We start from the raw sequence: 23,535 nt of genomic DNA on the forward strand, positions 1-23,535 counted from the left end.
GAAAATCCCGAGCGTGGCTTGGATGCAATTCTCTTTCATCTTGCAAGAGCGCCGCGCCTTCGAACGAACGCGCAAAAGGCAGCTCTATCCCGTTACGGGCCAAAACATCTGATCCACTTTCTATTCGAAAGCGGGATGCTCTGGGCCAGATGGCGCGTCCTGCGGCATATTGGAAGACAGACTTCATCAGCCTCCCCCGTCCACAAGACAGTGTTGGTGCGGGTAGAGAGACTTGAACTCCCACGCCTTGCGGCACCAGAACCTAAATCTGGCGTGTCTACCAATTTCACCATACCCGCGTTCCCAAAACCGCATGGCGATGCCTGCCCATGGGGCCTTCCGGAGCGCGGCGTCTCTATATCACCCGTTTCAAACCACGCAAAGGAAAAATGACGGTTCCGCGACGACGCCCAAAGCTTATCGGCGTCTTCGGGCGGATATCGTCAGTAGAGCGGCTCCTCGTAGACGGATTTGCCGTCGAGAAGCAGGCTTCTGATATGGGCGGCGCCATCCGAAGACACGCGAGCCGCTATGGCGACGCGGTTGTCGTTGCGGGCGCTTTCGATATCGTGGCCCTGACCCTCGGGCACGTAATAGCGCTCTATGCCGTAACTCACGCTGATTGCCGCCTGCGACGTCTCAGCGGAATCGCCATAGGAGACATAATCGAACGGCAGGCTCTTCAATATGACCGTATCGGGCTTGGGCTCGAGCGTGCCGAAGGACGATTCGGCGATGCCCCAATAGCCGTCATCCTGCTTCTTCAGGCGGACGGAGAGAACCTGGTTGCTCAGGCTCTCCTTCGGCGGGCCGCCGACCAAGGTCGAGACGGGAACGCGGGAAATATCATAATTCAGGATGACATAGTCGCCACGCAGTAGATCGCGCGGATCGACCGGCGCCGTCTTCAGGATGACCTCGACGCCGCTTCGCAAGCCCCATGCGCGCTCTCCGACCATATAGCCGAGAACGGCGGTCTGCAGGGCCGCCACGACGATGGCCGCAAACCATAGGCGGCTGGCGGCGATGACGACATTCTTCCCGGCCATGTCGGTCATGCTCGTGTCCCCTGCCCGTTATGATCCGAAAAGCGCCGCTCCAGCTGAATGACCAGCCACGCGGCAATCGCCACAAGCAGGCCGGCGACAAGGAAGAAGCCGGCCGTGCCGATGATCGAGCCGATCGTTTCGCTGGCGAGGTAGAGAATCTCGCAGGCGAAGACGAAATAGGCGAGATAGCGCACCGCGCCGTTGTCGCGGCCACTCAGGGCGATAGCGATCACCGAGCCGGCCAGCGTCGCCGCCGCGATGAGGATGAGCGGCAGCTTGTCTTCGACCCATACATTATTCTCAAAGGAGCCGTTGCTGATCTCGGCATGCACCAGGAAGAAGCCGATCGCCGCGATCAGAAACGTGTAGAAGGCCGGCGCCGCGCCGGCCGTTCGCGCAAAGGGCGCCAACGGCGACACGGGGATGCTGACGGCCAGGAAAGCCGCAAATCCGGCGGCGGCGAACAGGATGGCCGCATTCAACCCCTCCTGCTGGCCAAAAAGCCATGTCAGCCAGCCCACGAGCATCAGATAGGCCAGATGCCGCGCCGCCGGCGCATCGGCATATCGCACAAGGGCAATCAAAATAACGGCCATCAGCGGCGGCACCCACGGCATGATGCCGTACCATTGATCGGAATGCCCCCAGAGGTAGAGGCCGCAAAAGGCCCAGGCGAGAAAGCCCGCAAGCCCGACCTGAGCCGCCGAGCGAAACAACACCGCCACAATGCAGGCCGCAACGAACCAGACGATCATCATCCTCAGTTCATCGCCGGACAAATTGTACATCTGACCCACGAGAGCCATGGCGCCGCCGAAGCTCAATGTACCGAGAATCAGCAACCCGGATGCCAGGACGGATCGTCCCTGCGCCAGCAGATATGCGGATGCCAGATAGAAGGCCCATATCATCGCGACGAGACCGAGAAGGCGCACGATCCTCGGAATTGCCTCCCAGTTTGCAGACACGAACAGCAATATGGCCAGACCGAGAAGCACGGCAGCGATGATGGTCAGCACGCGGCCGGCACTGAAACTCGTCTGGCGGCCGTCATATTCACGCAGAATGGCCTGCGCCGTCGCCGCATCGACCAGACCCTTGCCGGTCCAGATTTTCAGATCCCGTTCCAGCCTGCCTCTGTACATGCCCGGCCCCCTCGCGACGATTCCACTTGCGACAGAGTTAGCACAAATCGGCGCGCAATCGATGCGTGCCTCGTGCATTCGGCCATCACTCCGCTCCGCACGAATACGTCCCGTATTAATACAGAATTAAGGGCTTATTCGGCATTATGAGGACCGGTACTGAGATACCCATAAGAGCCATGCATTCAATTCATGCCTACCATGAAATTATTGCGCTGCACAAATTCAAAAAATCATACTATTAGATAGACAACAAACACGGCGATGGCGAGCCGGGCCGATGCAAATCGGAGCTAGCCTGGGGAGTGAAATCCCGACACGATATTCGGAGCTGCATACTCCTCCTCCCAATGCGCTCCGATCGATTGACGACACTCCTCCTCCCAAGTCGTCAATCACTACAAATGACGCCCACCGCACCTCCTCCCGCGGTGGGCGTTATTTTTCGTCCAAGCTAAATCGTTTGAATGACCAAAACCGCCCTCTCCCGAGATTTGGGACCATGGGCCGAAGCAAAACGCCTGCGGCCCGGCCGACGCGCTCCGACGAGCCGGCGATACCCCGTTTCAACAATCAAAATCCGGCTCAAGGCGTCAAGCCCGGCAAAAGCATGGCAACAAGCTGGCGGCTATCGTCATAACCCTCGCATATCCGGGGATCGGCGGAAATTGACGCCACAAGCTCAATCACCGTTTGGCCGCGATATGCACATAAAGCAGCCACCTTCTTGGGCAAATCGCCCATAAGATCTGCAGAAGGCGCATAGGTGGCATGAAGCTTTGGCTCTTTTAGTTCTTGCAGCGCAGCATATATTACAAGGCATCAGATCGCAGACGGAACCAATCACGGAGCCGCAAGATCTAAAACTCCTCGAAAGGGACTGACAATGAACCTGACCCGCTCTTTCAACAACTGGCGCAAGTATCGTCAGACCGTTAGCGAACTCGGCCGCATGAGTGCCCGTGAACTGCACGACCTCGGCATCGACCGCGCCGACATCCATCGCGTTGCCCGCGAAGCCACCGGCCGCTAATCGCCGGATAGGCTTCGCCAACAGCGAGTGCCTTCTCAACGCCCGTTGCGGACCCCGCGGCGGGCGTTCTTTTTTGCCTGCTCATTGAGCAAGTGCAGCATATCCAGACTCAGCCCGAGCCATTCCCCCTACGCAAAGCATATAAATTTTGAGCATTGGCGGCTTTTTGGGCGTCATATTGCACAAACGCATAGCAGACGCCTTTTATTTGCACTGCACAATCGACGTCCCCGCGCCTATATAGAATGCAATCGCTGAGGCGGTAATCGTACCGCCCGCAACCAAGATACCGAGGATAAGATCATGAACCCGATTCGCATTGCAAAGAACTGGATCAGCTACCGCCGCACCCTGAACGAACTTGGCAACCTTTCCAGCCAGACCCTTTCGGACATCGGCGTCAGCCGCTACGAGATCCGCAACATCGCTGCCCGTTCTTTCCGTTAATAGGAACGAACTCAGCAGACTGCCTCAAGACGGCGCCTTTCGGCGCCGTTTTTGATTCCGGCCACCAGTAAACCAATTGGATCGTCGGCCCGCCCGTGATAATGACGCGCGCATGACACAGATCACCTCCCACACTCCCATTCACGTCATTGGCGGCGGCCTCGCCGGCTCCGAAGCTGCGTGGCAGATCGCCACTGCCGGCGTGCCCGTCATCCTGCATGAGATGCGCGGCGTGCGCGGCACGGAAGCGCACAAGACGGACGATCTCGCCGAGCTGGTGTGCTCCAACTCGTTCCGCTCCGACGACGCGACCAGCAATGCCGTCGGCGTCATCCATGCCGAAATGCGCATGGCCGGCTCCCTCATCATGGCCTGCGCGGACAAACATCAGGTGCCGGCCGGCGGCGCGCTCGCCGTCGACCGCGATGGCTTTTCCGCGGCGGTAACGCAGGCGGTCGGCAGCCACCCGCTGATTACCGTCGTCCGCGAAGAGGTTCAGGGCCTGCCGCCGAAGGATTGGGACCAAGCGATCATCGCCACCGGCCCGCTGACGGCGCCCGGTCTCGCCAGCGCCATCCAGGCCGAGACAGGCGCGGATGCGCTTGCCTTCTTCGACGCCATCGCGCCGATCGTCTATCGCGACAGCATCAACATGGATGTCTGCTGGTATCAGTCGCGCTACGACAAGGTCGGCCCCGGCGGCACCGGCAAGGACTATATCAACTGCCCGATGGATGAGGCTCAGTACAATGCCTTCATCGACGCGCTGATCGCCGGCGATGCCGTCGGCTTCAAGGAATGGGAAGGCACGCCCTATTTCGACGGCTGCCTGCCGATCGAGGTCATGGCCGAGCGCGGGCGCGAGACCCTGCGCCACGGGCCGATGAAGCCGATGGGCCTGACCAACGCCCACAACCCCACGGTCAAGGCCTATGCCGTCGTGCAGCTGCGCCAGGACAATGCGCTCGGCACGCTCTACAACATGGTCGGCTTCCAGACGAAGCTGAAATACGGGGCGCAGGCGGAAATCTTCCGGCTGATTCCCGGCCTCGAGAATGCGGAATTCGCGCGCCTCGGCGGCCTGCACCGCAATACATACATCAACTCGCCGACCCTGCTCGACCGCTCCTTGGGGCTGAAGTCGCGGCCGGGCCTGCGTTTTGCCGGGCAGATCACCGGCTGCGAAGGCTATGTGGAAAGCGCCAGCATCGGATTGCTCGCCGGCCGCTTCGCGGCTGCGGAGCGCAAGGGTGAAGCGCCGTTGCTGCCGCCGGATACGACGGCGCTCGGCTCGCTGCTGAACCATATCACCGGCGGCCACATCGTCTCCGACGAGGAACCGGGCAAGCGCTCCTTTCAGCCGATGAACATCAATTTCGGGCTGTTCCCCGAGCTGGAGCCGGGTTCGATCGTCAAGCCGGAGGGCGTCAAGCGCTTTCGCGGCAAGGACAAGACCATCATGAAACGCCAGCTCATCGCCAAGCGCGCGCTCTCGGACTGCGCGAAATGGCTGAACGTTCAGGCGCCGGCACTCGCGGAAAGCGCCTGAAATCTCGATCTTCCGGGATTTTCAGGCCTTCGCTGGCGGCGCGCGGTGCTCGAGCCTTGCGTCGTCGCCGACGACATAGTTGCCGAGCAGCCAAAGCGAAACCTCGGCGGCTTCGGCGGGCGTCTTGAACTCGAATGTGCCGTTGTGGTGCGGCACATCGAGAAAATCGATGGTCAAGCCGCGACCGCTGCCTGAGAGCTTGGCACGAGCCCGGCCGGGCTCGATCAGGTGTACGCTGAAGTGATTGCGGACGTTGCGCATGAAGCCGGCCTTGTCGTCATGCAAGCGCACGAAGACCACCTGCCCATCCGCAGTTGTCTGCAACTGGCGTATCGCCTCGGTCGGAAAGGCCCGTCCAAATTCCAGAATCGCAAGGCCGGTGTCGTGCAGGCCGTCTTCCTTGTTCTGCGATGCCATCCGTGTCGCGTAATAAGCAATGAAGACAACGATCGCGAACAGTATGCACCAGACGACAATACCCACGGCAGATCCCCCTGAAATGCAAATCAAGTGCCCGCCCATCTCCATAGACACCGAGACTTGTGCGAGCGTATCTTATTTTAGATCTTCTTTGTGATCGACGCCATCGCCATGCGCATCTGCCGGCGCCACTGCGGCAATGCCAGGGATTGGTCGAAGAGACCAGCTCCGAGCCTCTGCGCCTTCTTCAACACAGGCTCAGCCAAGGCGACGGGCAAAAAAGCTGGAAACACCGCCTGCGGTATGGCGCCCGCAGCCCGTGCCTTCGCGAGATGCTCACGGCCAAGACCGGCAAAGGCCTCGATCGCCGCGGAAATGCGCGGCTTGTCCTCACCGGCCAGGAAACGATCGCGATCGAGCCCGGTGGCCGACAGTATCTCCAGCGGAAGGTAAAGCTGGCCGCGATGGCGATGAAGCGGCATGAGCAGCAGCAGGCCGCCGATCGCCTGCGCGACGCCGGCATGGCCGGCGGCATCGGCGGAACGTTTGGCTTCATCGGCGGACAGGACAAGGCTTGCAAGCTGGACAAGAGCGGAGGCCGTTTCTCCGGCATAGCCCTCCAGGCTGCTGCGGCTCTCCATGGGATCGTCGTAGAGATCGAAGATGCGTGCATCGATCATGTCGACGAGCGTCTGGCGCGGCAGGCGATATTGCTCGATCGCGATTAGGAGCTCGGAGGCGAGCGGATTGGCTTCGCTCGATCCGTGAGGCTGTCCTTCGAGGAGATCGCGCCAGTACTGCATGCGCACTTCGCCGGGCAGCGGCTCATGAACGAGATCGCGCACACGCGCCAGCTCGGCGTTGAAGGCATAGAGAGCGGCCAGCGCAGGACGCTTCTCTTCCGGCGCCAGCAGGCAGGCGAGATAGCGATCGCGATCGGTCTCGCGAAGCGTGGCAAGGCAGATGTCCCGGTTGCTACGGGGCGCAGCTGATGTCGTCATGCTAGCATCCGCAGGGTCAGACGGCGATCAGCGCCGCAGCCACGGCGCGCGATTCGGAGAGCATGATGTTGAATGTGCGCACCGCCGCCCCGGTGCTCATCGGGTCGGACGAAATCTGTCTTGCCCGCAGGGCAGCCTTGAGATCGGCGGGCAGCGGCCGCAACTCCATGCCTGTACCGACGAGCAGGACCTCGATCTGCGCGGCTTCGTCCAGCACCTTCTGGAAGCGGTCCGGCGTCAGAGCGTCGCCCAGGATCATGTCCCAGCCATAGATGCCCGAGGGCAGGCAGAGCAGAGAGCCGCGATGCGACATGTCGGCGAAGCGAAAGCCGCCATTGCCGTAAGCGTCGATCGGTGCACGCCCCGGGAAATGCGCGTTACGGATTTCTATACCTTTTGCCACTGTCTCACACCGCTGGTTTGCCTGACTGGATATCGCCGGCCGCGGGTCCATTGCTTTCGCCGCCGGTCTGGAACTTGTCCGGACGCAGCTTGAACAGGATCAGCACGGGCGCCGCAATATAAATCGACGAAAAAGTGCCGACAGCGACGCCGAAAAGCAGAACGAAGGTGAAGGCACGGATCACCTCGCCGCCGAAGATGTAGAGCGCGAGCAGCGCCAGAAGCGTCGTCGCCGATGTCAGGATGGTCCGCGATAGTGTCTGATTGATGGAAGCATCGATCAAAATCGGCAGCGGCATCTGCGAATAGCGCTTCAGGTTTTCGCGCATGCGGTCGTAAACCACGAGCGTGTCGTTCAGCGAATAGCCGACAATGGTCAGGATCGCCGCGATGCCGGTCATGTTGAATTCCATGCCTGATAGCACGAAGAGGCCGAGCGTCAGAATGACGTCGTGCAGCGTCGCGATAATCGCGCCGACCGCAAACTGCCATTCGAAACGCAGCCATATGTAGACGAGGATTGCGGCCAGAGCCGCCAGGACGGCAAGGGAAGCGGTGGTGGTGATTTCGCCCGACACGGCCGGGCCGACCACCTCCACGCGGGAGAAATTGTAGTCCTTGCCCAATTCGTCCTGCACGAGCGAGACGGCGGACTGCTCGGCATTTTCGCCGCCCTCCTGGGCATGGACGCGAATCACCGCGCCAAGGCGATCGGCAAGCCGCTCGACGCGCACGTCGCCCGGAATGATGGCCTCGAGTCGCGTTTGGATATCCGCGGGATCGGCAACGCCCTGCTTGGCACGGACCTCGATGATCGATCCGCCGGCAAAATCAATACCGAGATGCATGCCGATCGTCGCGAAGGCAACGAGCGTGATGACCGACAGGGCAGCCGAGATCGTGAATGTGTAACGACGGATCCCCATGAAGCGGATATTGGCATTGTCGAAAACGCCGCTGCGCACGCCGACCAGCAATGTGCGCGGCTTGCGACGCGATATCCACATGTTCACCAGCGACCGCGTGACGAAGCAGGAGGTGAAGAAGGTCGTGACCACGCCCACCATCAGGGTCGCGGCAAATCCGCGTACCGCGCCGCTGCTCGCATAGAAAAGAATGGCCGCCACGATGAGGACCGTCAGGTTCGCATCGGCGACGGTTGCGGCCGCGCGATTGAAGCCATGGCGCAATGCATCGACGAGCAGATGGGTCTTCTTTTCCTCTTCGCGCACGCGTTCGTAGATCAGCACGAGCGCATCGAGGCCGATGCCGATGATGAGGACGATGGCGGCCACACCGGGCAGCGTCAGCGTGATGCCGAGCAGGCCCATGAGCGCAGCCAGCATGACCATGTTGATGATGAGCGCGATCGTCGCGATGATGCCGAGCAGACGATAGAAGCCGATCATCAAGGCCGCGACGAAGATAGCGGCGGCGATGCAGGCAATCAGGCCGTAGCGCGCCGCCTCGCCACCGAGGCCAGGCTGAATGGTGCGCTCCTCGACCGTCGTCAGCGTGGCGGGCAGCGGCCCGCTCTTAATCATGACGGCCAGATCCTGGGCACCCTGGGCGGTGAAATCTCCCGGAACGTCGAGATCGCCGGTGGCTATGACGGTCTTCAGCGACGCCGCGGAGATGACCTGATAGTCCAGCACGACGACGATGATGCGGCCGAGATTGCTTGCGGTCGATTGCGCGAAGCGGTGCGTGGCCTCCGGCGTCAACTTGACGGACACCGTTCCCTCACCCTTCTGGTTGTCGACGACAGCGACAGCGTCGGAAAAATCCACATTCGAGAGCAACGGCTGCCTTTGCACGAGATAGCCGACCGGTGGGTCGTCTTCGGAAAACAGCACATCGGAGCCGGCCGGCGGATGACCGTTCATCGCGTCCTGCACCGACATCGATTGATCGATAAGGCGGAAGCTGAGTTCGGCGGGCTGGCCGAGCAGGTTTTTCAGCCGCTGCGCATCGGCAAGATCGGGCACCTGCACCATGATGCGATCCGAGCCCTGCCTGCGGATCAGCGGTTCACCCACACCCAACTGCGCGACACGGGCGTGGATGACCTTGATCGAGCGGGCGATGGCCGACGATACATGGCTGTTGATATCGGCATCGGTGATATCGAACGTCATCGCGCCGTTTTCGCCCTGAGACAGCGTGGCGGCAGGCTTGTCCGATTCGGCGGTAAGCGGGCGTAGCGCCGTCAGGGCGACCTGAATCTGCGCGGGATCGTTGATGCGCAGCTGGATTTTTCGGCCGGTGCCGGTCAGGCCCGAATAGGCGACATTGACGGTGCGCAATCGAGTCCCGATATCACCGACGATGGCCTCCAGGCGATCCTTCTCGATATCGCCGCGCTCGATCTTCAAGAGGAGATGCGAGCCGCCGCGAAGGTCGAGGCCGGGCTCGATCTTTCGATGGACCAGCCATGCAGGGAGGGATGAGAGTGCGCGCTCGCCAAGCAAGTTGGGAGCGGCCAGAAGCACGCTCAAGAGAACGACGAACCAGATCAGGGCGGTCTTCCACCAGGAGACGTGCAGCATCGCTCTCTCGAGTTAGGGCTTCCCTACTGCGCCCCTCCTTCGACGGAAAATGCAAAGGGCGCAGTAACACCTTGAATTTGTGCACAGTCCTTCAAGAAAGTCGATCCCGATTTTCAAGGATGCGCAGCAGCGGCACGGCGCCACCTCCGGCAGCGTGCGTTACGCCGCGTCGGCCTTGACCGGCTCGCCCTTGACGCGAACCTCGGAAATCGCGCTGCGGACGACGCGGATGCGCACGCCGTCGGCGATCTCGACTTCCAGTTCCTTTTCGTCGACGACCTTGGTGACCTTGCCGACAATACCGCTGGTCACGATCTGATCGCCGCGGCGGATGTTCTTCAGGACTTCGTCACGCTTCTTCGCCTGCGCGCGCTGCGGACGGATGAGAAGGAAATACCAAACGACCATTAGCGGCACAAACAGGATGATCATTTCAAAGCCGGATCCGCCGAAAACACTCGCGGCCGAATCTGTCGCGCTCTGCGCATATGCGTTGGTGATAAACATCGAAAACTCCCTTGAACTCCCTGCGGGAACGCCGCCCCGCGTCAGGTGGCCGGAATATAGTTACGCACATGACGATTGCAACAAAAACAGGCGCCAACCGTACCGTTTTCCCGGTCTGTTAGCCTTTCAGCCCCCGAGGGAGCATGATACCCGGCAAGACAGCGCGCGCATTTTACGACTTTCTTGTTCAATATTCAGGAGGAAACGGTGACTGAAGACCAAAACGCCCTGATCCTTGCCGAAGTCCGTCGACTTGCCGATGCCGTCGAACGCCTTGCCGGCCCGGCTCCGGCCGTAAACGACTGGAATGCCGCCGACTGCTTCGTGTGGGCGCCCGTCCGGCTCCATCTGCAGCCGGTTTCGCGGCCCAACCGCGTGGCTCTGACCCTTATTCGCGGCGTCGACCATGTCCGCGACATTCTGCACGAAAATACGCTACGTTTCACGGAAGGCTTTGCCGCCAACAATGTGCTGCTCTGGGGCGCGCGTGGCATGGGCAAATCCTCGCTCGTCAAGGCGGTGCATGAAGACGTGCGCCGGGCGACCGGCGTATCGCTGAAACTGGTCGAGGTGCATCGCGAGGACATTTCTTCGCTGCCCGTGCTGCTCGACATCCTGAAGGCCGCGCCGCATCGCGTCATCGTCTTCTGCGACGACCTCTCGTTCGATCACGACGATACGGCCTACAAGTCTCTGAAGGCGGCGCTCGATGGCGGCGTCGAGGGGCGGCCGGACAATGTGCTCTTCTATGCCACGTCCAACCGCCGTCACCTGCTGCCGCGCCACATGATGGAAAACGAGCAATCGACGGCGATCAACCCTTCGGAAGCCGTCGAGGAGAAGGTTTCGCTCTCCGACCGCTTCGGTCTCTGGCTTGGCTTCCACAAGTGCAGCCAGGAAGACTATCTGCAAATGATCGATGCCTATGCCGATCACTTCAAGTTCGATCTCGATCGCGCCGAGATGCATCACGAGGCCCTGGAATGGGCGACGACCCGCGGCGCGCGCTCCGGCCGTGTCGCCTGGCAATATATCCAGGACCTCGCCGGGCGGCGGCGGATCACGCTCGACCGCGACTGATCTCCAAATCCAGACCATGAACGACAAAAAGCCCGGCATAGACCGGGCTTTTTGCAGAGTCCTTGAGACGCACTATCTATTCAAGGAACGTCATTGGGTTGACCGGAGCCGAATTCTTGCGGACTTCGAAGTGGAGCTGCGGCTGGCTGACATTGCCGCTCATGCCCGAGGTTGCCAGCGTCTGGCCGCGCTGGACCTTCTGGCCACGGCTGACGTTGAGCGCATCCGCATGGCCGTAGACCGTCACCGTGCCGTCGTCATGGCGGACGAGAACCGTGTTGCCGAGTTCCTTCAGGCCGTTGCCGGCATAGATGACTACCCCATTTTCGGCCGCCTTGATCGGCGTTCCCGAGGGAACGGAGATGTCGATGCCGTCGTTGCGGCTGCCATTGACGTTCGAGCCGTAGCCGGCGACCACGGCACCGCGAACCGGCCAGCGATACTTGCCGATACCGGTTGCTTCCGGCGCATCGGCCTGGGCGTCCGACTTTGCGGCATCGTTGATGGATTGGCTCGGAGAAGCAGAGGCAACCACCTGCGGCTTGGCGGCAGTGTCGGCCGCCGCGTCGGCGTGGGCCACGACCTTCGGAGCCGGCTGCTTGGCGACGGGGTCTGCCGCTGCGTGCTTCTGCTCGGCAACAGGCAACGCGCCCGGCTTGGCCGAAATCTTCTGCGGCTCGATGGAGGCGGTCTTGACCGGATCCGGAGCGGCTGCCGCGCCATGCGGCAAGACCAGCGCCTGACCGATGCGGATGCCGCCGCCGGCCTGCATATTGTTGGCGCGCTTCAGTTCGGCGACGGTGACACCGCTTTCCTTGGCAATTTTCGCCAGCGAGTCACCCGGCTTGACGACGTAAGTGCCACCCTTCGGGGTCGGGCCCTTGCCATTGCCTGCAGCAAGCTTGTTGGGATCGGCAAGTCCGGCCTGGGATTTGCCGCGCATCTGGTTGCCCGAAGGCAATGCGAGCGCTTCCTGCTGCGGAGCCTTGGCGGGGCCCGGCATCTTGCCGCCCTTGGAAAGATCGGTCGCCTCGGATGCCATCTTGGCCGGGCTCGAAGCGCTCGCGCCGTTCATCGTCGGGATAATGATCTGCTGACCCGGCTGCGCGCCGGCGCCGTTTCGCAGGCCGTTTGCGCGCAGGATTTCCTTTTCCGGAACGCCGTAGCGACGCGACAGGAGCGCGATGTTTTCGCCCTGATGCAGCGTCACGCTCGGCGCGTTGACCGTGGTCCAGCCCGGAGACATCTGGGGCGCAGCGGCGGTCTTGATCGTCCCCGTCGACAGCGTGTCAGGTGCCGGCGCAAGAGCTGGTGCCGCGCGGGAGCCATTGTTGTTGTGCGATGCCGGGAACGGCTGAGCAAGCGCCTCAGACTCGGCGCGCGATGCCATACGAGAGCGTCCCGCATTGGCGGATGCGCCGGGAGGAGCAAGATCGCTGCGCTGAATTGCGACAGGCGCGGTGGACGCCCGGGCGCTGGAATAGGACGGATTATAGCGAGCCGGCGAATTTGGGTAGGGTTGCGATACCGGTGCGCTCTGCTGCGAATAATCCTGCTGGCCGTAACCGCCGGCCTGAGCGATGTCGGCGCGCGGCACAGGATCGCCATCCGGACCATTGAGGCTGCGACGGTTGATCGAACCCGTCGTCACATTGTCCGTCCTGCTGGAGAACAGCCCGCTGAAACGGGTCGTGTCTGAACTACAAGCCGTTGCAGTGCTCGCCAGAAGAATGGCCACCAGGACTTTCCCTGCCGATTTACTGAAGTTTGAAGAAAGACTGAAACCCATGACTCGACCCACTTAAGACGCAACCGATTATGGGTCTATTAAAGCGCGTTAATCTTACCATGCGGTTAAAGCACTGGTGCGGCATGTGTTTTTTTGAGGAATTGCTAACTATAGGAAATGAAACAGCGCACGGATGCCCTGCGTCACGGGCATCAGCCAAATTCGGACCTCAAAGATAGGAGGCGAGCAGCGGCACGATGGGCTGGTAGGGAACGTCAAACAGCTCTTCGCGTTCGAAGCGGCTGCCGGTCTTTGTCAGACGCACAAGGCGGCAAATATCGTCGTTCACGATAAGCGGCGCGATCATCGAGCCGCCAGATACGAGCTGCTCCGCATAAAAGCGCGGCATGGTCTGGAATGCGCATGTCACCAGGATGCGGTCGAATGTGCCCTCGCCCTGCAGACCGGCGCTCCCGTCGGCCTGGCGGATAATGACATTGCGCAATCCGAGCGTATCCATGCGCTGCTGCGCCAATGTCGTCAGCGTCTTGTAGCGATCGACGGTGAGCACGCGCTCGACGATCCGGCCCATGACGGCCGCGGTGAAACCGCTGCCCGTCCCGATTTCAAGAACGCGATGACCCGGCTTGATCTTCAGGCTGTGGAGAACACGCACCACCAGATCGATGCCTTCCATGAAGGCACCGCAGTCGATGGGAATCGTCTGGCTCGAATAGGCGTCATCGGCAAATTGCGGCGGCACGAAAGGCAGGCGCGGCGTCTGCTCGACCGCCGTCATCAAATCGATGTCCAATATGCCTTCTGCCCGCAGCCGCAAAACCACGGCCGCAAAGCCTTCCTTTTCCACCAAACGAGGTGTCAACCTGCTACTCCATACCGAGCGCCCGCGCCACGCGGTCTTGCGCCGAATAATCCGTCAAATCGAGTTTCAAAGGCGTTACCGAAATGCGATTTTGTTTCAACGCCTGAATATCGGTTCCTGGACGGAAGATGCCGCTTCGCTCACCGAAGCGAAGCCAATAGTAAGGGAAGCCTCGGCCGTCGGCCCGCTCCTCGACCTGCACATTGAAGGCGAGATTGCCCTGCGCAGTCACTTCCACGCCGTCCACTTCGCCGGGGCGGCAGTTGGGGAAATTCAGATTGAGGAACGTCCCATCGGGCAGCTCGACATTCATGAGCTTGTCGAGCAGTTCGGAAGCATGCGCCTCGGCGACTTCCCACGGCACGACACGCGCGCCGTTCTCATACACGTAGGCCTGGCTGAGCGCGAAGGAACGCACCCCCTGCAGCGTGCCTTCGATCGCGCCGGCGATGGTTCCGGAATAGGTCACGTCGTCGGCGACGTTCGAGCCGGAATTGACGCCGGAGAGCACAAGATCCGGCTTACCGTCCAAAACCTTGCGGATAGCCATGATGACGCAATCCGTCGGCGTTCCCCGCAGCGCGTAATGCTTGTCGGAAACCTTGCGCATGCGCAGCGGCTCGGAAAGGCTCAGCGAATGCGCAAGTCCGCTCTGGTCCGTTTCGGGCGCGACGACCCAGACATCGTCAGACAAGGTACGGGCGATCCGCTCCAGTGCAGCCAGTCCTTCGGCATGAATGCCGTCATCATTGGTCAGAAGAATACGCATCGCCCACCGTCCGATTATGCTGCTTTTTCGATCCTCTTCAGACCACCCATATATGGCAGGAGTGCGTCGGGTACAGTGACGGAACCGTCGGCGTTGAGATAATTCTCGAGCACCGCGATCAGGCACCGGCCGACGGCCGTGCCGGAGCCATTGAGCGTGTGAACGAACTTGGTGTTCTTGTCGTCCTTGCCACGATAGCGGGCATTCATGCGCCGGGCCTGGAAATCACCGCAGACCGAGCAGGACGAAATCTCGCGATAGGTATCCTGCCCCGGCAGCCAGACTTCGAGGTCGTAGGTCTTGCGCGCGCCGAAGCCCATGTCGCCGGTCGACAGCGTCATGACGCGGTAGTGCAGGCCGAGACGCTTCAGCACCTCCTCGGCGCAGGCCGTCATGCGCTCATGCTCGGCGATCGAGCTTTCGGCATCCGTGATCGATACCAGCTCGCACTTCCAGAACTGGTGCTGGCGCAGCATGCCGCGCGTATCGCGACCGGCAGAGCCTGCTTCCGAGCGGAAGGACGGCGTCAGCGCCGTGAAGCGCAGCGGCAGCTTCTCCTGATCGAGAATTTCACCGGCAACCAGATTGGTCAGCGTCACTTCCGCCGTCGGAATCAACCAGCGGCCGTCCGTCGTCCTGAACAGGTCCTCGGCGAACTTCGGCAGCTGACCCGTGCCGAACATGGCCTCGTCGCGCACCATCAGCGGCGAGCTGACTTCCGTGTAGCCATGTTCGCCCGTATGCAGATCGAGCATGAACTGGCCAAGCGCCCGCTCCAGGCGTGCGAGCTGCGATGTCAGCACCGTGAAGCGCGAACCGGAAAGCTTTGCGGCGCGCTCGAAATCCATGTAGCCGAGCTCTTCGCCGATGTCGAAATGCTCTTTCGGCTGATGGTTCCAGGTCGGCTTGGCACCCCAGGCATGCTTGACGACATTGTCGTGCTCGTCCTTGCCGACAGGCACGTCCTCAAGCGGAATATTGGGTATGCGCGACAGCACGTCGTTGAGCTCGGCCGTCAGCACGCGCTCTTCCTCTTCCGCAGCCGGAAGCGAAGTCTTGATGTCGGCGACCTCGGCCTTCAGCTTTTCGGCAAGCTCGGCGTTCTTCTGCGCCATCGCCGCACCGATTTCCTTGGAGGCGGCATTGCGGCGGGACTGCATATCCTGGACGAACTGAATGACGGAGCGGCGCTTTTCGTCAAGCGCGATGAGGCTTTGCGACAGAGGCTCCGCACCGCGCTTGGCAAGCGCCACATCGAAAGCCTCGGCATTCTCACGAATCCATCTGATATCAAGCATCTTCGTTCCAGGTCGTTTGACATGAGTATAACTCCGACCGAGGTCTCGGTCGGAGGTCGAAACGGCAATAGCTGGGAAACGAGGCTGGATCTCCCTCGCCTAGACGTCGTCCGTCTTGGTGATCTCGGAAGTCCCGCCACTCTCGTCAAGCGCTTGCCGGGTACGCTGGCGTTCCACGAGTCGCGCCGCGTAGATGGAAATCTCGTAGAGAAGGATCGTCGGCAGTGCAAGGCCGATCTGGGACATCGGATCCGGCGGCGTCAGCACGGCGGCGACGATGAAGGCAAAGACGATGGCGAATTTGCGCTTTTCCGCGAGCCAGGCCGACGTCAGCAAGCCGACCCGCGCCAGAAGCGTGGTGATGACCGGCAGCTGGAAGACGAGGCCGAAGGAAAAGACCAGCGTCATGATGAGGCTCAGATATTCCGAGACCTTCGGCATCAGCGCAATCCCGACCTGGCCGTCGCCGGGTGTCTGCTGCATCTTCAGGAAGAACCACATCACCATGGGGGTGAAGAAGAAGTAGACGAGCGCGGCGCCCATCAGAAACAGGATGGGCGATGCGATCAGAAAGGGCAGGAAGGCATTGCGCTCGTTCTTGTAGAGGCCCGGTGCCACGAACTTGTAGATCTGGGCAGCGATGATCGGAAAGGAGATCACCAGCGCGCCAAACATGGCGACCTTCACCTGGGTGAAGAAGAACTCCTGCGGTGCCGTATAGATCAGCTCGGACTTGGCGAGATCGAGATGAGCCCATTCAACGGCCCATTTGTAGGGATAGACCAGATAGTTGAAGAGATGCTTCGCCACAGCGAAACAGCCGATAAAGGCAACGAAGAACGCCACGATCGACCAGATGAGCCGCGTGCGCAATTCCATGAGGTGTTCGATAAGCGGCTGCGGCTTATCGTCGATATCACCCGTCATGCCTGGTCCTTCTTCTTGGGCGTTTTAGGCGTCGCCTGGCTGGCCGCGGCAGTCGCGCGCTTCCTGGGAGCTGGAGGCGCCTTCTTCTCTACGGCAGCAGCGGTCGCGACCTTGCGCGGGGCTCGCTTTGGTTTTTCCGTCACGACGGGCGTGCGGACGACCGCGGCCGCGACATCATCGGCCTTGACCGGCGCCTTTGCACGGGGCTTGCGAACAGCATTGGGCTTCTCAGCAGCCTTGCCCGCAGCCGCAACGGATTGCGGGGCGGGAACAGCCACAGGCTCTGGAACCGAAGCGGCCGCCAGCGGTATATTGCTCGATGCAGCGGCCGTTGCGGACGTGGCCGCAAGCGCCTCCGGCAGGCCGGACGAAACGCCAGGTACCGGCTCGGATGGTAAGGGCGTCGCGGCTAGCGCTGCCTTGTCCGGAGTTGCCGCACGCTGCAGATCGGCCTTTATCTCGTTGCCCATATCCCGCAGCGGGTTCATCGCCTCCCGCAGCGAATTCATCGGATTGAGCTTCTGGGCGTCGGCGATCGTCTGGCGCACATCGTCCAGCTCCGCTTCGCGCATCGCCTCATCGAACTGGGCGCGGAATTCGCCAGCGACTTTCCTGGCTCGCGCCGTCATCTTACCGATCGTCCGCAAGGTCGCCGGCAATTCCTTGGGGCCGATTACGACCAAGGCCACGACGGCGATAATCACGAGCTCGGACCAGCCTATATCGAACATGCAAAGGCTCCTGGGCCAACGGCAAGCCTCTCAGCTTTGCGCCTACCCGACATAATTACTTGGTTTCGTCAGCCTTGTGCTCGACCGTACGCGACGCCGTCGTTGCGGACGTCGGCTGCGCCGAAGTATCTTCGTCGTCGCTCATGCCCTTCTTGAAGCTCTTGATGCCTTTGGCGACATCACCCATCAGCTCCGGGATCTTTCCACGGCCGAACAACAACAGCGCGATGGCCAGGACGATAAGCCAATGCCATATGCTTAGAGAACCCATTGCTATAACTCCCAATTTCAGTGTCTTCCCGATGTAAGACGTTTGCGGATGTTTTTCAAACAACAAAATGCAGTGCATCCACGCATATCAGGATGACGAGCGCCTGCGCAGGCGACCAAGCGTCTCCAAGTCGAGAAGATGATTTTTATATTCGCACCAGCTAATGGCAAAAGAGAGACTTGGCCGAAGGTTTAACGAAAAACTGCCCGGACGATCGCAATTTCGTCAGGAGGCTCAATCGTCCGAGCCTGCACCGCTCGGCGGCAGGATTCCAAGCTCCTCCAGATCCAGCTGCGTGATCGGATCTTCGTCTTCGGTAAGCTCGTCGCTCATCAGCGGCGACGGAATGTTGAAATTGGCCGGGATCCGGCCGGAGAGCAGCCCTGCCCCCTTCAACTCTTCGAGACCGGGCAGGTCGCGCAACTCTTCCAGGCCGAAGTGATCGAGAAAATCGCGCGTCGTGCCGAGCGTGACCGGTCGCCCGGGCGTGCGGCGACGGCCGCGAAAACGGACCCAGCCGGATTCCATCAGCACGTCGAGCGTACCCTTCGAGGTCTGCACGCCTCGAATGTCTTCGATCTCGGCGCGCGTCACCGGCTGATGATAGGCGATGATGGCCAGCACCTCCAGCGCCGCGCGGGACAGCTTGCGCACCTCGCCCTCGTCGCGCCGGATCATAAATGATAGATCGGCGGCCGTACGGAAGGCCCAGGCACCGTCCACCTGAACGAGATTGACGCCACGCATGGCATAATCGCTCTTCAGCTTCCGCATGATAGCGGGAATATCGACGCCGCGCGCCACGCGCTCGGCAATGAATGCTTCGGAAACCGGCTGGGCAGAGGCAAAGACCAGCGCTTCGGCGATGCGCTCGGCTTCGCCCGACCGGCGTTCGTCGACATCGCCCGCTTCCGCGTCGTGCTCGAAATCCTGCTGCTCGTCGTCCGGCTCGTTCACGCTATTTCCTGCCCTATTCCGCTGCTTCCAGCGAGGAATGCTTCGGCCCGCGCCGCATATAGAGCGGCTGGAACGCGCCTTCCTGGCGAATTTCCAACTGCCCCTCGCGCACCAGTTCAAGTGAGGCCGCAAACGCGCTGGCGATGGCCGTCACCCGCTCGCTGGAGCTCGTCATATAGCTCAGCAGATAATGCTCCAGGGCCGTCCAGTCGGTGATCTCGCCGATCATTCGATCCAGAATCACGCGAGCATCGGCCAGCGACCAGACGCGGCGCTTCTCGATCGTTACCTGGGTCACGGCCTGGCGCTGGCGCAGGCTGGCATAGGCCGTGAGAAGATCATAGAGGCTGGCGTCGAAGGCCGATTGACGGCGGTCCGGAATATGCTCGGGTGCGCCGCGAGCGAAAATATCGCGGCCGAGGCGATTGCGGTTGACCAGATCGGCAGCCGCGTCGCGCATGGCTTCGAGGCGTTTCAGGCGGAAGGCAAGCGTTGCCGCCATTTCCTCGCCCGTCGGCCCGTCTTCCTTGCTTTGCTGCGGGATCAGCAGCTTGGACTTCAGATAGGCGAGCCATGCGGCCATGACGAGGTAATCCGCCGCGAGCTCGATGCGGATGCGCCGCGCGCTGTCGACGAACCGAAGATATTGCTCGGCCAGCGCCAGCACGGAGATGCGGGACAGATCGACCTTCTGATTGCGCGCCAGGTGCAGCAGAAGATCCAGCGGCCCTTCGAAGCCGGCCAGGTCGACGACCAGCGCCGGCTCATGCGAGCCGCGCTGCGTTTCGCCATCCTGCCAGAGCTTGTCCATCGGCGTTGCCGCCTGCTGAAGCTTTTCCGTGCCGCTCACCTTGTCACCCGTCCGTTTCTGGAAGTCCGGTTTTACGCCACCGCGAACATCGCGTCGAATTCGGCGCGAACCGCAGCTTCGTCGGCGCCGTCGTTCTTGCCGAAAGCCGCCTCGACCGCCTTGGCCCTTGCCAGCGACGCTCCCGTCAGGGCGGGAACATTGCGGACCACCTGCTGCATCTCGTCCATGACACCATTGCAATGCAGCACGATATCGCATCCGCCTGCAATGATATTTGCCGCGCGCTCGCCGATCGTGCCCTTCAGCGCATTCATCGAGGTATCGTCCGACAAGAGCAGCCCCTGGAAGCCGATATGGCCGCGGATGATCTCCTCGATCACCTTGCGCGAGGTCGTAGCCGGGTTGGTCGGATCGATATCCGTAAAGACGACGTGGCACGTCATCGCCATAAGTTCGTCCTTCAGCGCGACGAAGGGCGGAAAATCATGCGCCTCGAGCTCTGCGCGCGGCACCGAGACGACGGGCAATTCGTGATGCGAATCCGCAAAGCCGCGCCCATGACCGGGGATGTGCTTCATGACGGGCAGCACGCCGCCAGCCTTGAGACCGTCCGCTGCCGCGCGTCCCATCTCCGTCACCGTCACCGGATCGGATCCATAGGCCCGATTGCCGATGACGTTGCTCGACCCTTCAACCGGAACGTCAAGCACGGGCAGGCAGTCGACATTGATGCCGAATTTCAGCAGATCGAAGGCATGAAGCCGCGACATCAGCCATGCGGCGCGCAGGCCGCGCTCGCGATCCTGCCGATAAATGTCGCCCAACGCCTGCCCCGAGGGATAGTGTTGCAAGATCGGCGGACGGATGCGCTGCACCCTGCCGCCTTCCTGATCGATGAAGACCGGGGCATCGCGCCCGACGCTGTCACGCAGGGACGCAACGAGATCGGCGATCTGCGCCGGCTCGGAAATGTTGCGTCCGAACAGGATAAAGCCCCAAGGCTGCTCCCCCTGATAGAAGGATCGCTCTTCGGGCGTGATGGTGTGGCCGCTACAGCCAAGGATCATGGATTTCGATTCGGTCATATCCGAATCATAAGGCTTGCGCCGGGAAATGCGAGTGACGTCAAGCGAGGATACACAGGAACGGTACATTTCAAACGAAAACGGCGAGCCTATGCCCGCCGTTCTCAGAAATGCCGTATCTGATCCTACTTCGAAATCAGGCAGGTGCCGCCTGCTGCGCGATAGCGCTCGCAGATGGCTGCAGCCTCGTCCTTCGAGCCGGCGACGACGCGGACACGATAGTAAGTGCCCTTGCCGGCGATATCGGCCTTGCGGATCTCCAGCGGATGATTGCCGATGACGCTGGCGAACTTGGTCTTGAGGTTCGCCTGAGACTTCTGCGCATCGGCTTCGGTCGGCAGGGAGGCGATCTGCACGCCGTAGGCTCCGCCGCTAGCTGCGGAGATCGCGGCCGGGGCAGCCGCCGGGCTTGCGGACGCAACCTGCTTCGGCTGAGCCTTGGGCTGAGCACTCTGCGCCGGAGCAGTCGTATTTGCCTTGGCAGTCTCGGGGCGAGCCGTCGGGACCGGGTTGGTCTTGACGACGCGGATCGGCGTGCTTTCGGCACTCGCGGCATCGCCGCTATCGGGCTGAACTGCCGCCTGCGCATTCGCTGCCGACGGACGCGGATTGGCGGGTACGGCCTGATTGTTCGCCGGTTTTGCAACCGCAGTCGTCGTATCGGCGGCGGGCTCGTCACGCGGCACCAGCGATCCATCCGGCTTGACGATCATCGTGCGGACCTTGCGCGGCGACACGGCCGGCACCTGATCGTCGCTGTTGTTGGCGGCAACGTTGGTATTCCCGCCGTTCTGATTCGGCAGCAGGCGCGGATCCTCGGTTTCGCCAACCGGCGTCGCCGTGACCTGATCGGCGCTGCCGTCGTCCGGAGATATCGATTCGGGGATGAGCGTCTTCTGCACGACATCGACGGGCTGTTCGTTCGAGGAGACGAGCTCCTTCTGCTTCGGCGCGGCAGTGCTGTCGCCGGCGACGCGGTCATAAACGGCCTTGTCCTGATTCGGGACGACGGTGCCGCCCGGATTTTCAGGCGCGACCTTTACCGGATCGCTGTCAGCCGCGATAACGCGCGGCTCGCCGGAGAAGCTGGAGATCGGCGCGCCGTGGCGGACCCAGCTGTAGGCACCATAGGCGCCCACGCCAAGAACCACGATGACGGCAGCGGTCGTCACCATGCCGCGCACCGAGCGAACCGGCCGACGGCTACCCGCAGCCGGGTTCAGCGTCATCCTGGCCACGTTTTCGACCGGGGTGGCCGCTTCGCGGTAGCTGCGGCGGAAATCCTCTTCCAGCGCACGCTCGAATTCGTCGAATTCCTCGATGGGCTGCTTTGCGACAGGTGCGGCAGGCTGGGCAGCCGCATTCTTCGACCAGGACGCAGCGGCAGCGGCACCACCAAACGCGGTGGTAGCGACGGCCGGCCTGATCGGCTCCGGCGCAGCTTCCTTCGCCGGCGTGCCCAAAAGGCTCGCCATTTCGGAATCGAGATCGAAATCATATTCCGGCGGGACGGCAATCGGCTCCTCCGGCTCGATCGCCGGCAGGTGCGGAACGTGCGATCCCTCGAAGGTCTCGACGCGATCCTCCGTCTCCGAAATTTCCGTCGGATCGAAAGGCAGCGCCTGTTCGGCCTCGAATACCGGTATCGACGGGCGTGCCGCAGGGACAACCGGCGCAGGTGCGGGTGCAGCTTGTATTGGCTGCGTCACCACAGCGGCCGCAGGTGCGACAGGCGCCGGCGCGACCGGCGTCGCCCGGGAAACGATCGGCTCTGAAACCGGCGCGGCGGGAGCAGCTTGCCGGACAGCAGAAGATTTCGCGGCCTCGGCGAAGTCGAGACCGGCAAGTTCCATCTCTATATCGGCAAGATCGAACTCGAAGTCCTGGCCCGCAAACGGGTCTTCTGCATCGAATGCAACCGGCTTCAGCTCTTCAGCTTGCGCGACTGCCGGGGCCACCGGCAAATCCGCCGCCTCGGGGAAGGAAACTCCGAAATTCCCGAAATCGGGCTCTGCCTTTGCCGCAGGCGCATTGGCCCGGGGCGGAACCGGATAACGATCGACATCAGCCAGCAAGGCATCGATCTCGGCGGAAAGCGCGGCCGGATCGGCCTTGGCGACCTTTGGCGGCTCGGGCGACATGGAAACGGCCGGAGCCGGCTGTGTCGCGACAGGCTGCGATGCAGTCTCCCGAACGTGCGAAGGCTCGGCAATGTCAAGCGCCTCGAAATCGAGCGCGCCGTCGAACATCGCGTCCGAAGAGGCCGTCTTCGGTGCTGGCGGAGCAACGGCAGGCGCAGCCACCGGAGCAACCTGCTCCATCGACCCGGCGGACGTTGCAAGCGTGAAATTGGCGAGCGGCAGCCGGATCGTGGCGGCAGCAGATTGCGGCGTCTTGGCGACCGGTGCGACCGGCGTAGCCGGCGGCTCAACCGGTGCGGCTTTCGGCGCAGGCTGCAGAACCGGCGCAATCGACATTTCCAGCTCGTCGATCAGATCGCGAGCACCGATCGTCGGCTTTATCGGAGCGGCCACCTGAGGAGCAGGCTCCTCAAATCTAGGCTCGACAAACGTCGGTTCGGTCCGCACCGGCTCGGCGGGAGGCGCAACCAGCTCCTGGCTCGGTGGCGACACCTGCTCCGCCGGAGCGGAAATGTCATTTGCCGGACTCATTCGCGGCGTATCGTACCGCTCGAATTCGCGAAGAAGCTCGTCTTCGAGATTAAAGGCCGGTTCCTGCCGCTGAGCCGCAGGAGTTGCCTGAGCAGCGGGGCGCGGCTCGAAACCTACGATACGAGCGAGTTCTGCGAGCGGATCATCATCCGCAAAGAACTCGTCGTTTCCGCTTGCGCGATACGCCAACTGTTTTTCTGCCATCACCCGTTCCACTCGA

Annotated in this window: 22 protein-coding genes and 1 tRNA gene; 4 read left to right on the plus strand and 19 right to left on the minus strand. The window is 61.7% G+C overall.

Translation table 11 applies throughout. From position 1 onward, the window contains the following. Nucleotides 1-214: 214 nt before the first annotated feature. From GR212_RS07865 to GR212_RS07875, 3 genes are all read right to left on the minus strand, one after another. Nucleotides 215-299 (minus strand) — tRNA-Leu (locus GR212_RS07865). Nucleotides 300-443: 144 nt separating this feature from the next. Further along, nucleotides 444-1,049 (minus strand): GDYXXLXY domain-containing protein, encoded by a 606-nt coding sequence (locus tag GR212_RS07870; protein WP_432444360.1) that lies wholly within the window; start codon nucleotides 1,047-1,049, stop codon nucleotides 444-446. 5 nt (nucleotides 1,050-1,054) lie between these two features. Then, complete coding sequence (locus GR212_RS07875; RefSeq protein ID WP_163985912.1) at nucleotides 1,055-2,194, minus strand: DUF2157 domain-containing protein; 1,140 nt, start codon at nucleotides 2,192-2,194, stop codon at nucleotides 1,055-1,057. A gap of 886 nt (nucleotides 2,195-3,080) precedes the next feature. Here GR212_RS07875 and GR212_RS07880 point away from each other — a divergent pair. The 3 genes from GR212_RS07880 to trmFO all read left to right on the plus strand — a co-directional run bounded on the left by GR212_RS07880 (nucleotide 3,081) and on the right by trmFO (nucleotide 5,223). Beyond that, nucleotides 3,081-3,227, plus strand: a complete 147-nt coding sequence (locus GR212_RS07880) for a DUF1127 domain-containing protein (RefSeq protein ID WP_163985913.1) — start codon at nucleotides 3,081-3,083, stop codon at nucleotides 3,225-3,227. A gap of 303 nt (nucleotides 3,228-3,530) precedes the next feature. Next, nucleotides 3,531-3,674, plus strand: a complete 144-nt coding sequence (locus tag GR212_RS07885) for a DUF1127 domain-containing protein (RefSeq protein ID WP_069611985.1) — start codon at nucleotides 3,531-3,533, stop codon at nucleotides 3,672-3,674. A 112-nt stretch (nucleotides 3,675-3,786) separates the two neighbouring features. Further along, nucleotides 3,787-5,223 (plus strand): methylenetetrahydrofolate--tRNA-(uracil(54)-C(5))-methyltransferase (FADH(2)-oxidizing) TrmFO, encoded by a 1,437-nt coding sequence (trmFO, locus tag GR212_RS07890; RefSeq protein ID WP_163985914.1) that lies wholly within the window; start codon nucleotides 3,787-3,789, stop codon nucleotides 5,221-5,223. Between the two features lie 21 nt (nucleotides 5,224-5,244). Here the strand turns inward: trmFO and GR212_RS07895 are convergent, their stop codons facing one another. The 5 genes from GR212_RS07895 to yajC all read right to left on the minus strand — a co-directional run bounded on the left by GR212_RS07895 (nucleotide 5,245) and on the right by yajC (nucleotide 10,102). Next, nucleotides 5,245-5,706, minus strand: coding sequence for a hypothetical protein (locus GR212_RS07895; RefSeq protein ID WP_163985915.1), 462 nt, complete (start codon nucleotides 5,704-5,706; stop codon nucleotides 5,245-5,247). A gap of 77 nt (nucleotides 5,707-5,783) precedes the next feature. Beyond that, nucleotides 5,784-6,644: a phytoene/squalene synthase family protein gene (locus GR212_RS07900; RefSeq protein WP_163985916.1), complete on the minus strand. Its 861-nt coding sequence runs from the start codon at nucleotides 6,642-6,644 to the stop codon at nucleotides 5,784-5,786. A 16-nt stretch (nucleotides 6,645-6,660) separates the two neighbouring features. After that, entirely contained in the window at nucleotides 6,661-7,047 is a 387-nt protein-coding gene (locus GR212_RS07905; protein WP_163985917.1) for an MTH938/NDUFAF3 family protein, read from the minus strand. A 4-nt stretch (nucleotides 7,048-7,051) separates the two neighbouring features. Further along, nucleotides 7,052-9,595: a protein translocase subunit SecDF gene (gene secDF, locus GR212_RS07910; RefSeq protein WP_163985919.1), complete on the minus strand. Its 2,544-nt coding sequence runs from the start codon at nucleotides 9,593-9,595 to the stop codon at nucleotides 7,052-7,054. 159 nt (nucleotides 9,596-9,754) lie between these two features. Then, the gene (gene yajC, locus GR212_RS07915) at nucleotides 9,755-10,102 is read right to left on the minus strand and encodes a preprotein translocase subunit YajC (RefSeq protein ID WP_163985921.1); all 348 of its coding nucleotides are present in this window, start codon (nucleotides 10,100-10,102) and stop codon (nucleotides 9,755-9,757) included. Nucleotides 10,103-10,309: 207 nt separating this feature from the next. On the opposite strand from yajC, the gene GR212_RS07920 reads away from it, so the two are divergent. After that, the gene (locus tag GR212_RS07920; RefSeq protein WP_163985923.1) at nucleotides 10,310-11,182 is read left to right on the plus strand and encodes a DUF815 domain-containing protein; all 873 of its coding nucleotides are present in this window, start codon (nucleotides 10,310-10,312) and stop codon (nucleotides 11,180-11,182) included. A 76-nt stretch (nucleotides 11,183-11,258) separates the two neighbouring features. Here the strand turns inward: GR212_RS07920 and GR212_RS07925 are convergent, their stop codons facing one another. The 11 genes from GR212_RS07925 to GR212_RS07975 all read right to left on the minus strand — a co-directional run bounded on the left by GR212_RS07925 (nucleotide 11,259) and on the right by GR212_RS07975 (nucleotide 23,519). Then, nucleotides 11,259-12,971, minus strand: a complete 1,713-nt coding sequence (locus GR212_RS07925; protein WP_163985925.1) for a LysM peptidoglycan-binding domain-containing M23 family metallopeptidase — start codon at nucleotides 12,969-12,971, stop codon at nucleotides 11,259-11,261. Between the two features lie 169 nt (nucleotides 12,972-13,140). Then, nucleotides 13,141-13,794, minus strand: a complete 654-nt coding sequence (locus GR212_RS07930) for a protein-L-isoaspartate(D-aspartate) O-methyltransferase (protein WP_163985927.1) — start codon at nucleotides 13,792-13,794, stop codon at nucleotides 13,141-13,143. A gap of 4 nt (nucleotides 13,795-13,798) precedes the next feature. After that, nucleotides 13,799-14,563 (minus strand): 5'/3'-nucleotidase SurE, encoded by a 765-nt coding sequence (gene surE, locus GR212_RS07935; protein WP_163985929.1) that lies wholly within the window; start codon nucleotides 14,561-14,563, stop codon nucleotides 13,799-13,801. Between the two features lie 14 nt (nucleotides 14,564-14,577). After that, complete coding sequence (gene serS, locus GR212_RS07940) at nucleotides 14,578-15,861, minus strand: serine--tRNA ligase (RefSeq protein WP_163985931.1); 1,284 nt, start codon at nucleotides 15,859-15,861, stop codon at nucleotides 14,578-14,580. Between the two features lie 99 nt (nucleotides 15,862-15,960). Further along, nucleotides 15,961-16,788, minus strand: coding sequence for a twin-arginine translocase subunit TatC (tatC, locus tag GR212_RS07945; RefSeq protein WP_163985933.1), 828 nt, complete (start codon nucleotides 16,786-16,788; stop codon nucleotides 15,961-15,963). Further along, a complete protein-coding gene (gene tatB, locus GR212_RS07950) occupies nucleotides 16,785-17,519 on the minus strand; it encodes a Sec-independent protein translocase protein TatB (RefSeq protein ID WP_163985934.1) in 735 nt (244 codons plus the stop codon). Before tatB ends, tatC begins: the two co-directional genes overlap by 4 nt. 55 nt (nucleotides 17,520-17,574) lie before the next feature. After that, the gene (locus GR212_RS07955) at nucleotides 17,575-17,790 is read right to left on the minus strand and encodes a twin-arginine translocase TatA/TatE family subunit (protein WP_163985936.1); all 216 of its coding nucleotides are present in this window, start codon (nucleotides 17,788-17,790) and stop codon (nucleotides 17,575-17,577) included. 234 nt (nucleotides 17,791-18,024) lie between these two features. After that, nucleotides 18,025-18,747 (minus strand): SMC-Scp complex subunit ScpB, encoded by a 723-nt coding sequence (gene scpB, locus GR212_RS07960; protein ID WP_163985938.1) that lies wholly within the window; start codon nucleotides 18,745-18,747, stop codon nucleotides 18,025-18,027. A 13-nt stretch (nucleotides 18,748-18,760) separates the two neighbouring features. Then, a complete protein-coding gene (locus GR212_RS07965; protein WP_163986322.1) occupies nucleotides 18,761-19,558 on the minus strand; it encodes a segregation and condensation protein A in 798 nt (265 codons plus the stop codon). 71 nt (nucleotides 19,559-19,629) lie between these two features. Then, nucleotides 19,630-20,643, minus strand: a complete 1,014-nt coding sequence (gene nagZ / locus GR212_RS07970; RefSeq protein ID WP_163985940.1) for a beta-N-acetylhexosaminidase — start codon at nucleotides 20,641-20,643, stop codon at nucleotides 19,630-19,632. A 125-nt stretch (nucleotides 20,644-20,768) separates the two neighbouring features. Continuing rightward, complete coding sequence (locus GR212_RS07975) at nucleotides 20,769-23,519, minus strand: SPOR domain-containing protein (protein WP_163985941.1); 2,751 nt, start codon at nucleotides 23,517-23,519, stop codon at nucleotides 20,769-20,771. Nucleotides 23,520-23,535 lie beyond the last annotated feature (16 nt).

The organism is Martinezella lusitana (assembly GCF_010668395.1).
GTDB lineage: Bacteria > Pseudomonadota > Alphaproteobacteria > Rhizobiales > Rhizobiaceae > Rhizobium > Rhizobium lusitanum_A.

Coding starts and splice junctions, on each gene's coding strand:
- GR212_RS07870 (WP_432444360.1), bottom strand. CDS start 1,049: ATGGCCGGGAAGAATGTCGTCATCGCCGCCAGCCGCCTATGGTTTGCG.
- GR212_RS07875 (WP_163985912.1), bottom strand. CDS start 2,194: ATGTACAGAGGCAGGCTGGAACGGGATCTGAAAATCTGGACCGGCAAG.
- GR212_RS07880 (WP_163985913.1), top strand. CDS start 3,081: ATGAACCTGACCCGCTCTTTCAACAACTGGCGCAAGTATCGTCAGACC.
- GR212_RS07885 (WP_069611985.1), top strand. CDS start 3,531: ATGAACCCGATTCGCATTGCAAAGAACTGGATCAGCTACCGCCGCACC.
- trmFO (WP_163985914.1), top strand. CDS start 3,787: ATGACACAGATCACCTCCCACACTCCCATTCACGTCATTGGCGGCGGC.
- GR212_RS07900 (WP_163985916.1), bottom strand. CDS start 6,644: ATGACGACATCAGCTGCGCCCCGTAGCAACCGGGACATCTGCCTTGCC.
- secDF (WP_163985919.1), bottom strand. CDS start 9,595: ATGCTGCACGTCTCCTGGTGGAAGACCGCCCTGATCTGGTTCGTCGTT.
- yajC (WP_163985921.1), bottom strand. CDS start 10,102: ATGTTTATCACCAACGCATATGCGCAGAGCGCGACAGATTCGGCCGCG.
- GR212_RS07925 (WP_163985925.1), bottom strand. CDS start 12,971: ATGGGTTTCAGTCTTTCTTCAAACTTCAGTAAATCGGCAGGGAAAGTC.
- surE (WP_163985929.1), bottom strand. CDS start 14,563: ATGCGTATTCTTCTGACCAATGATGACGGCATTCATGCCGAAGGACTG.
- serS (WP_163985931.1), bottom strand. CDS start 15,861: ATGCTTGATATCAGATGGATTCGTGAGAATGCCGAGGCTTTCGATGTG.
- tatC (WP_163985933.1), bottom strand. CDS start 16,788: ATGACGGGTGATATCGACGATAAGCCGCAGCCGCTTATCGAACACCTC.
- tatB (WP_163985934.1), bottom strand. CDS start 17,519: ATGTTCGATATAGGCTGGTCCGAGCTCGTGATTATCGCCGTCGTGGCC.
- GR212_RS07955 (WP_163985936.1), bottom strand. CDS start 17,790: ATGGGTTCTCTAAGCATATGGCATTGGCTTATCGTCCTGGCCATCGCG.
- GR212_RS07965 (WP_163986322.1), bottom strand. CDS start 19,558: ATGGACAAGCTCTGGCAGGATGGCGAAACGCAGCGCGGCTCGCATGAG.
- nagZ (WP_163985940.1), bottom strand. CDS start 20,643: ATGACCGAATCGAAATCCATGATCCTTGGCTGTAGCGGCCACACCATC.
- GR212_RS07975 (WP_163985941.1), bottom strand. CDS start 23,519: ATGGCAGAAAAACAGTTGGCGTATCGCGCAAGCGGAAACGACGAGTTC.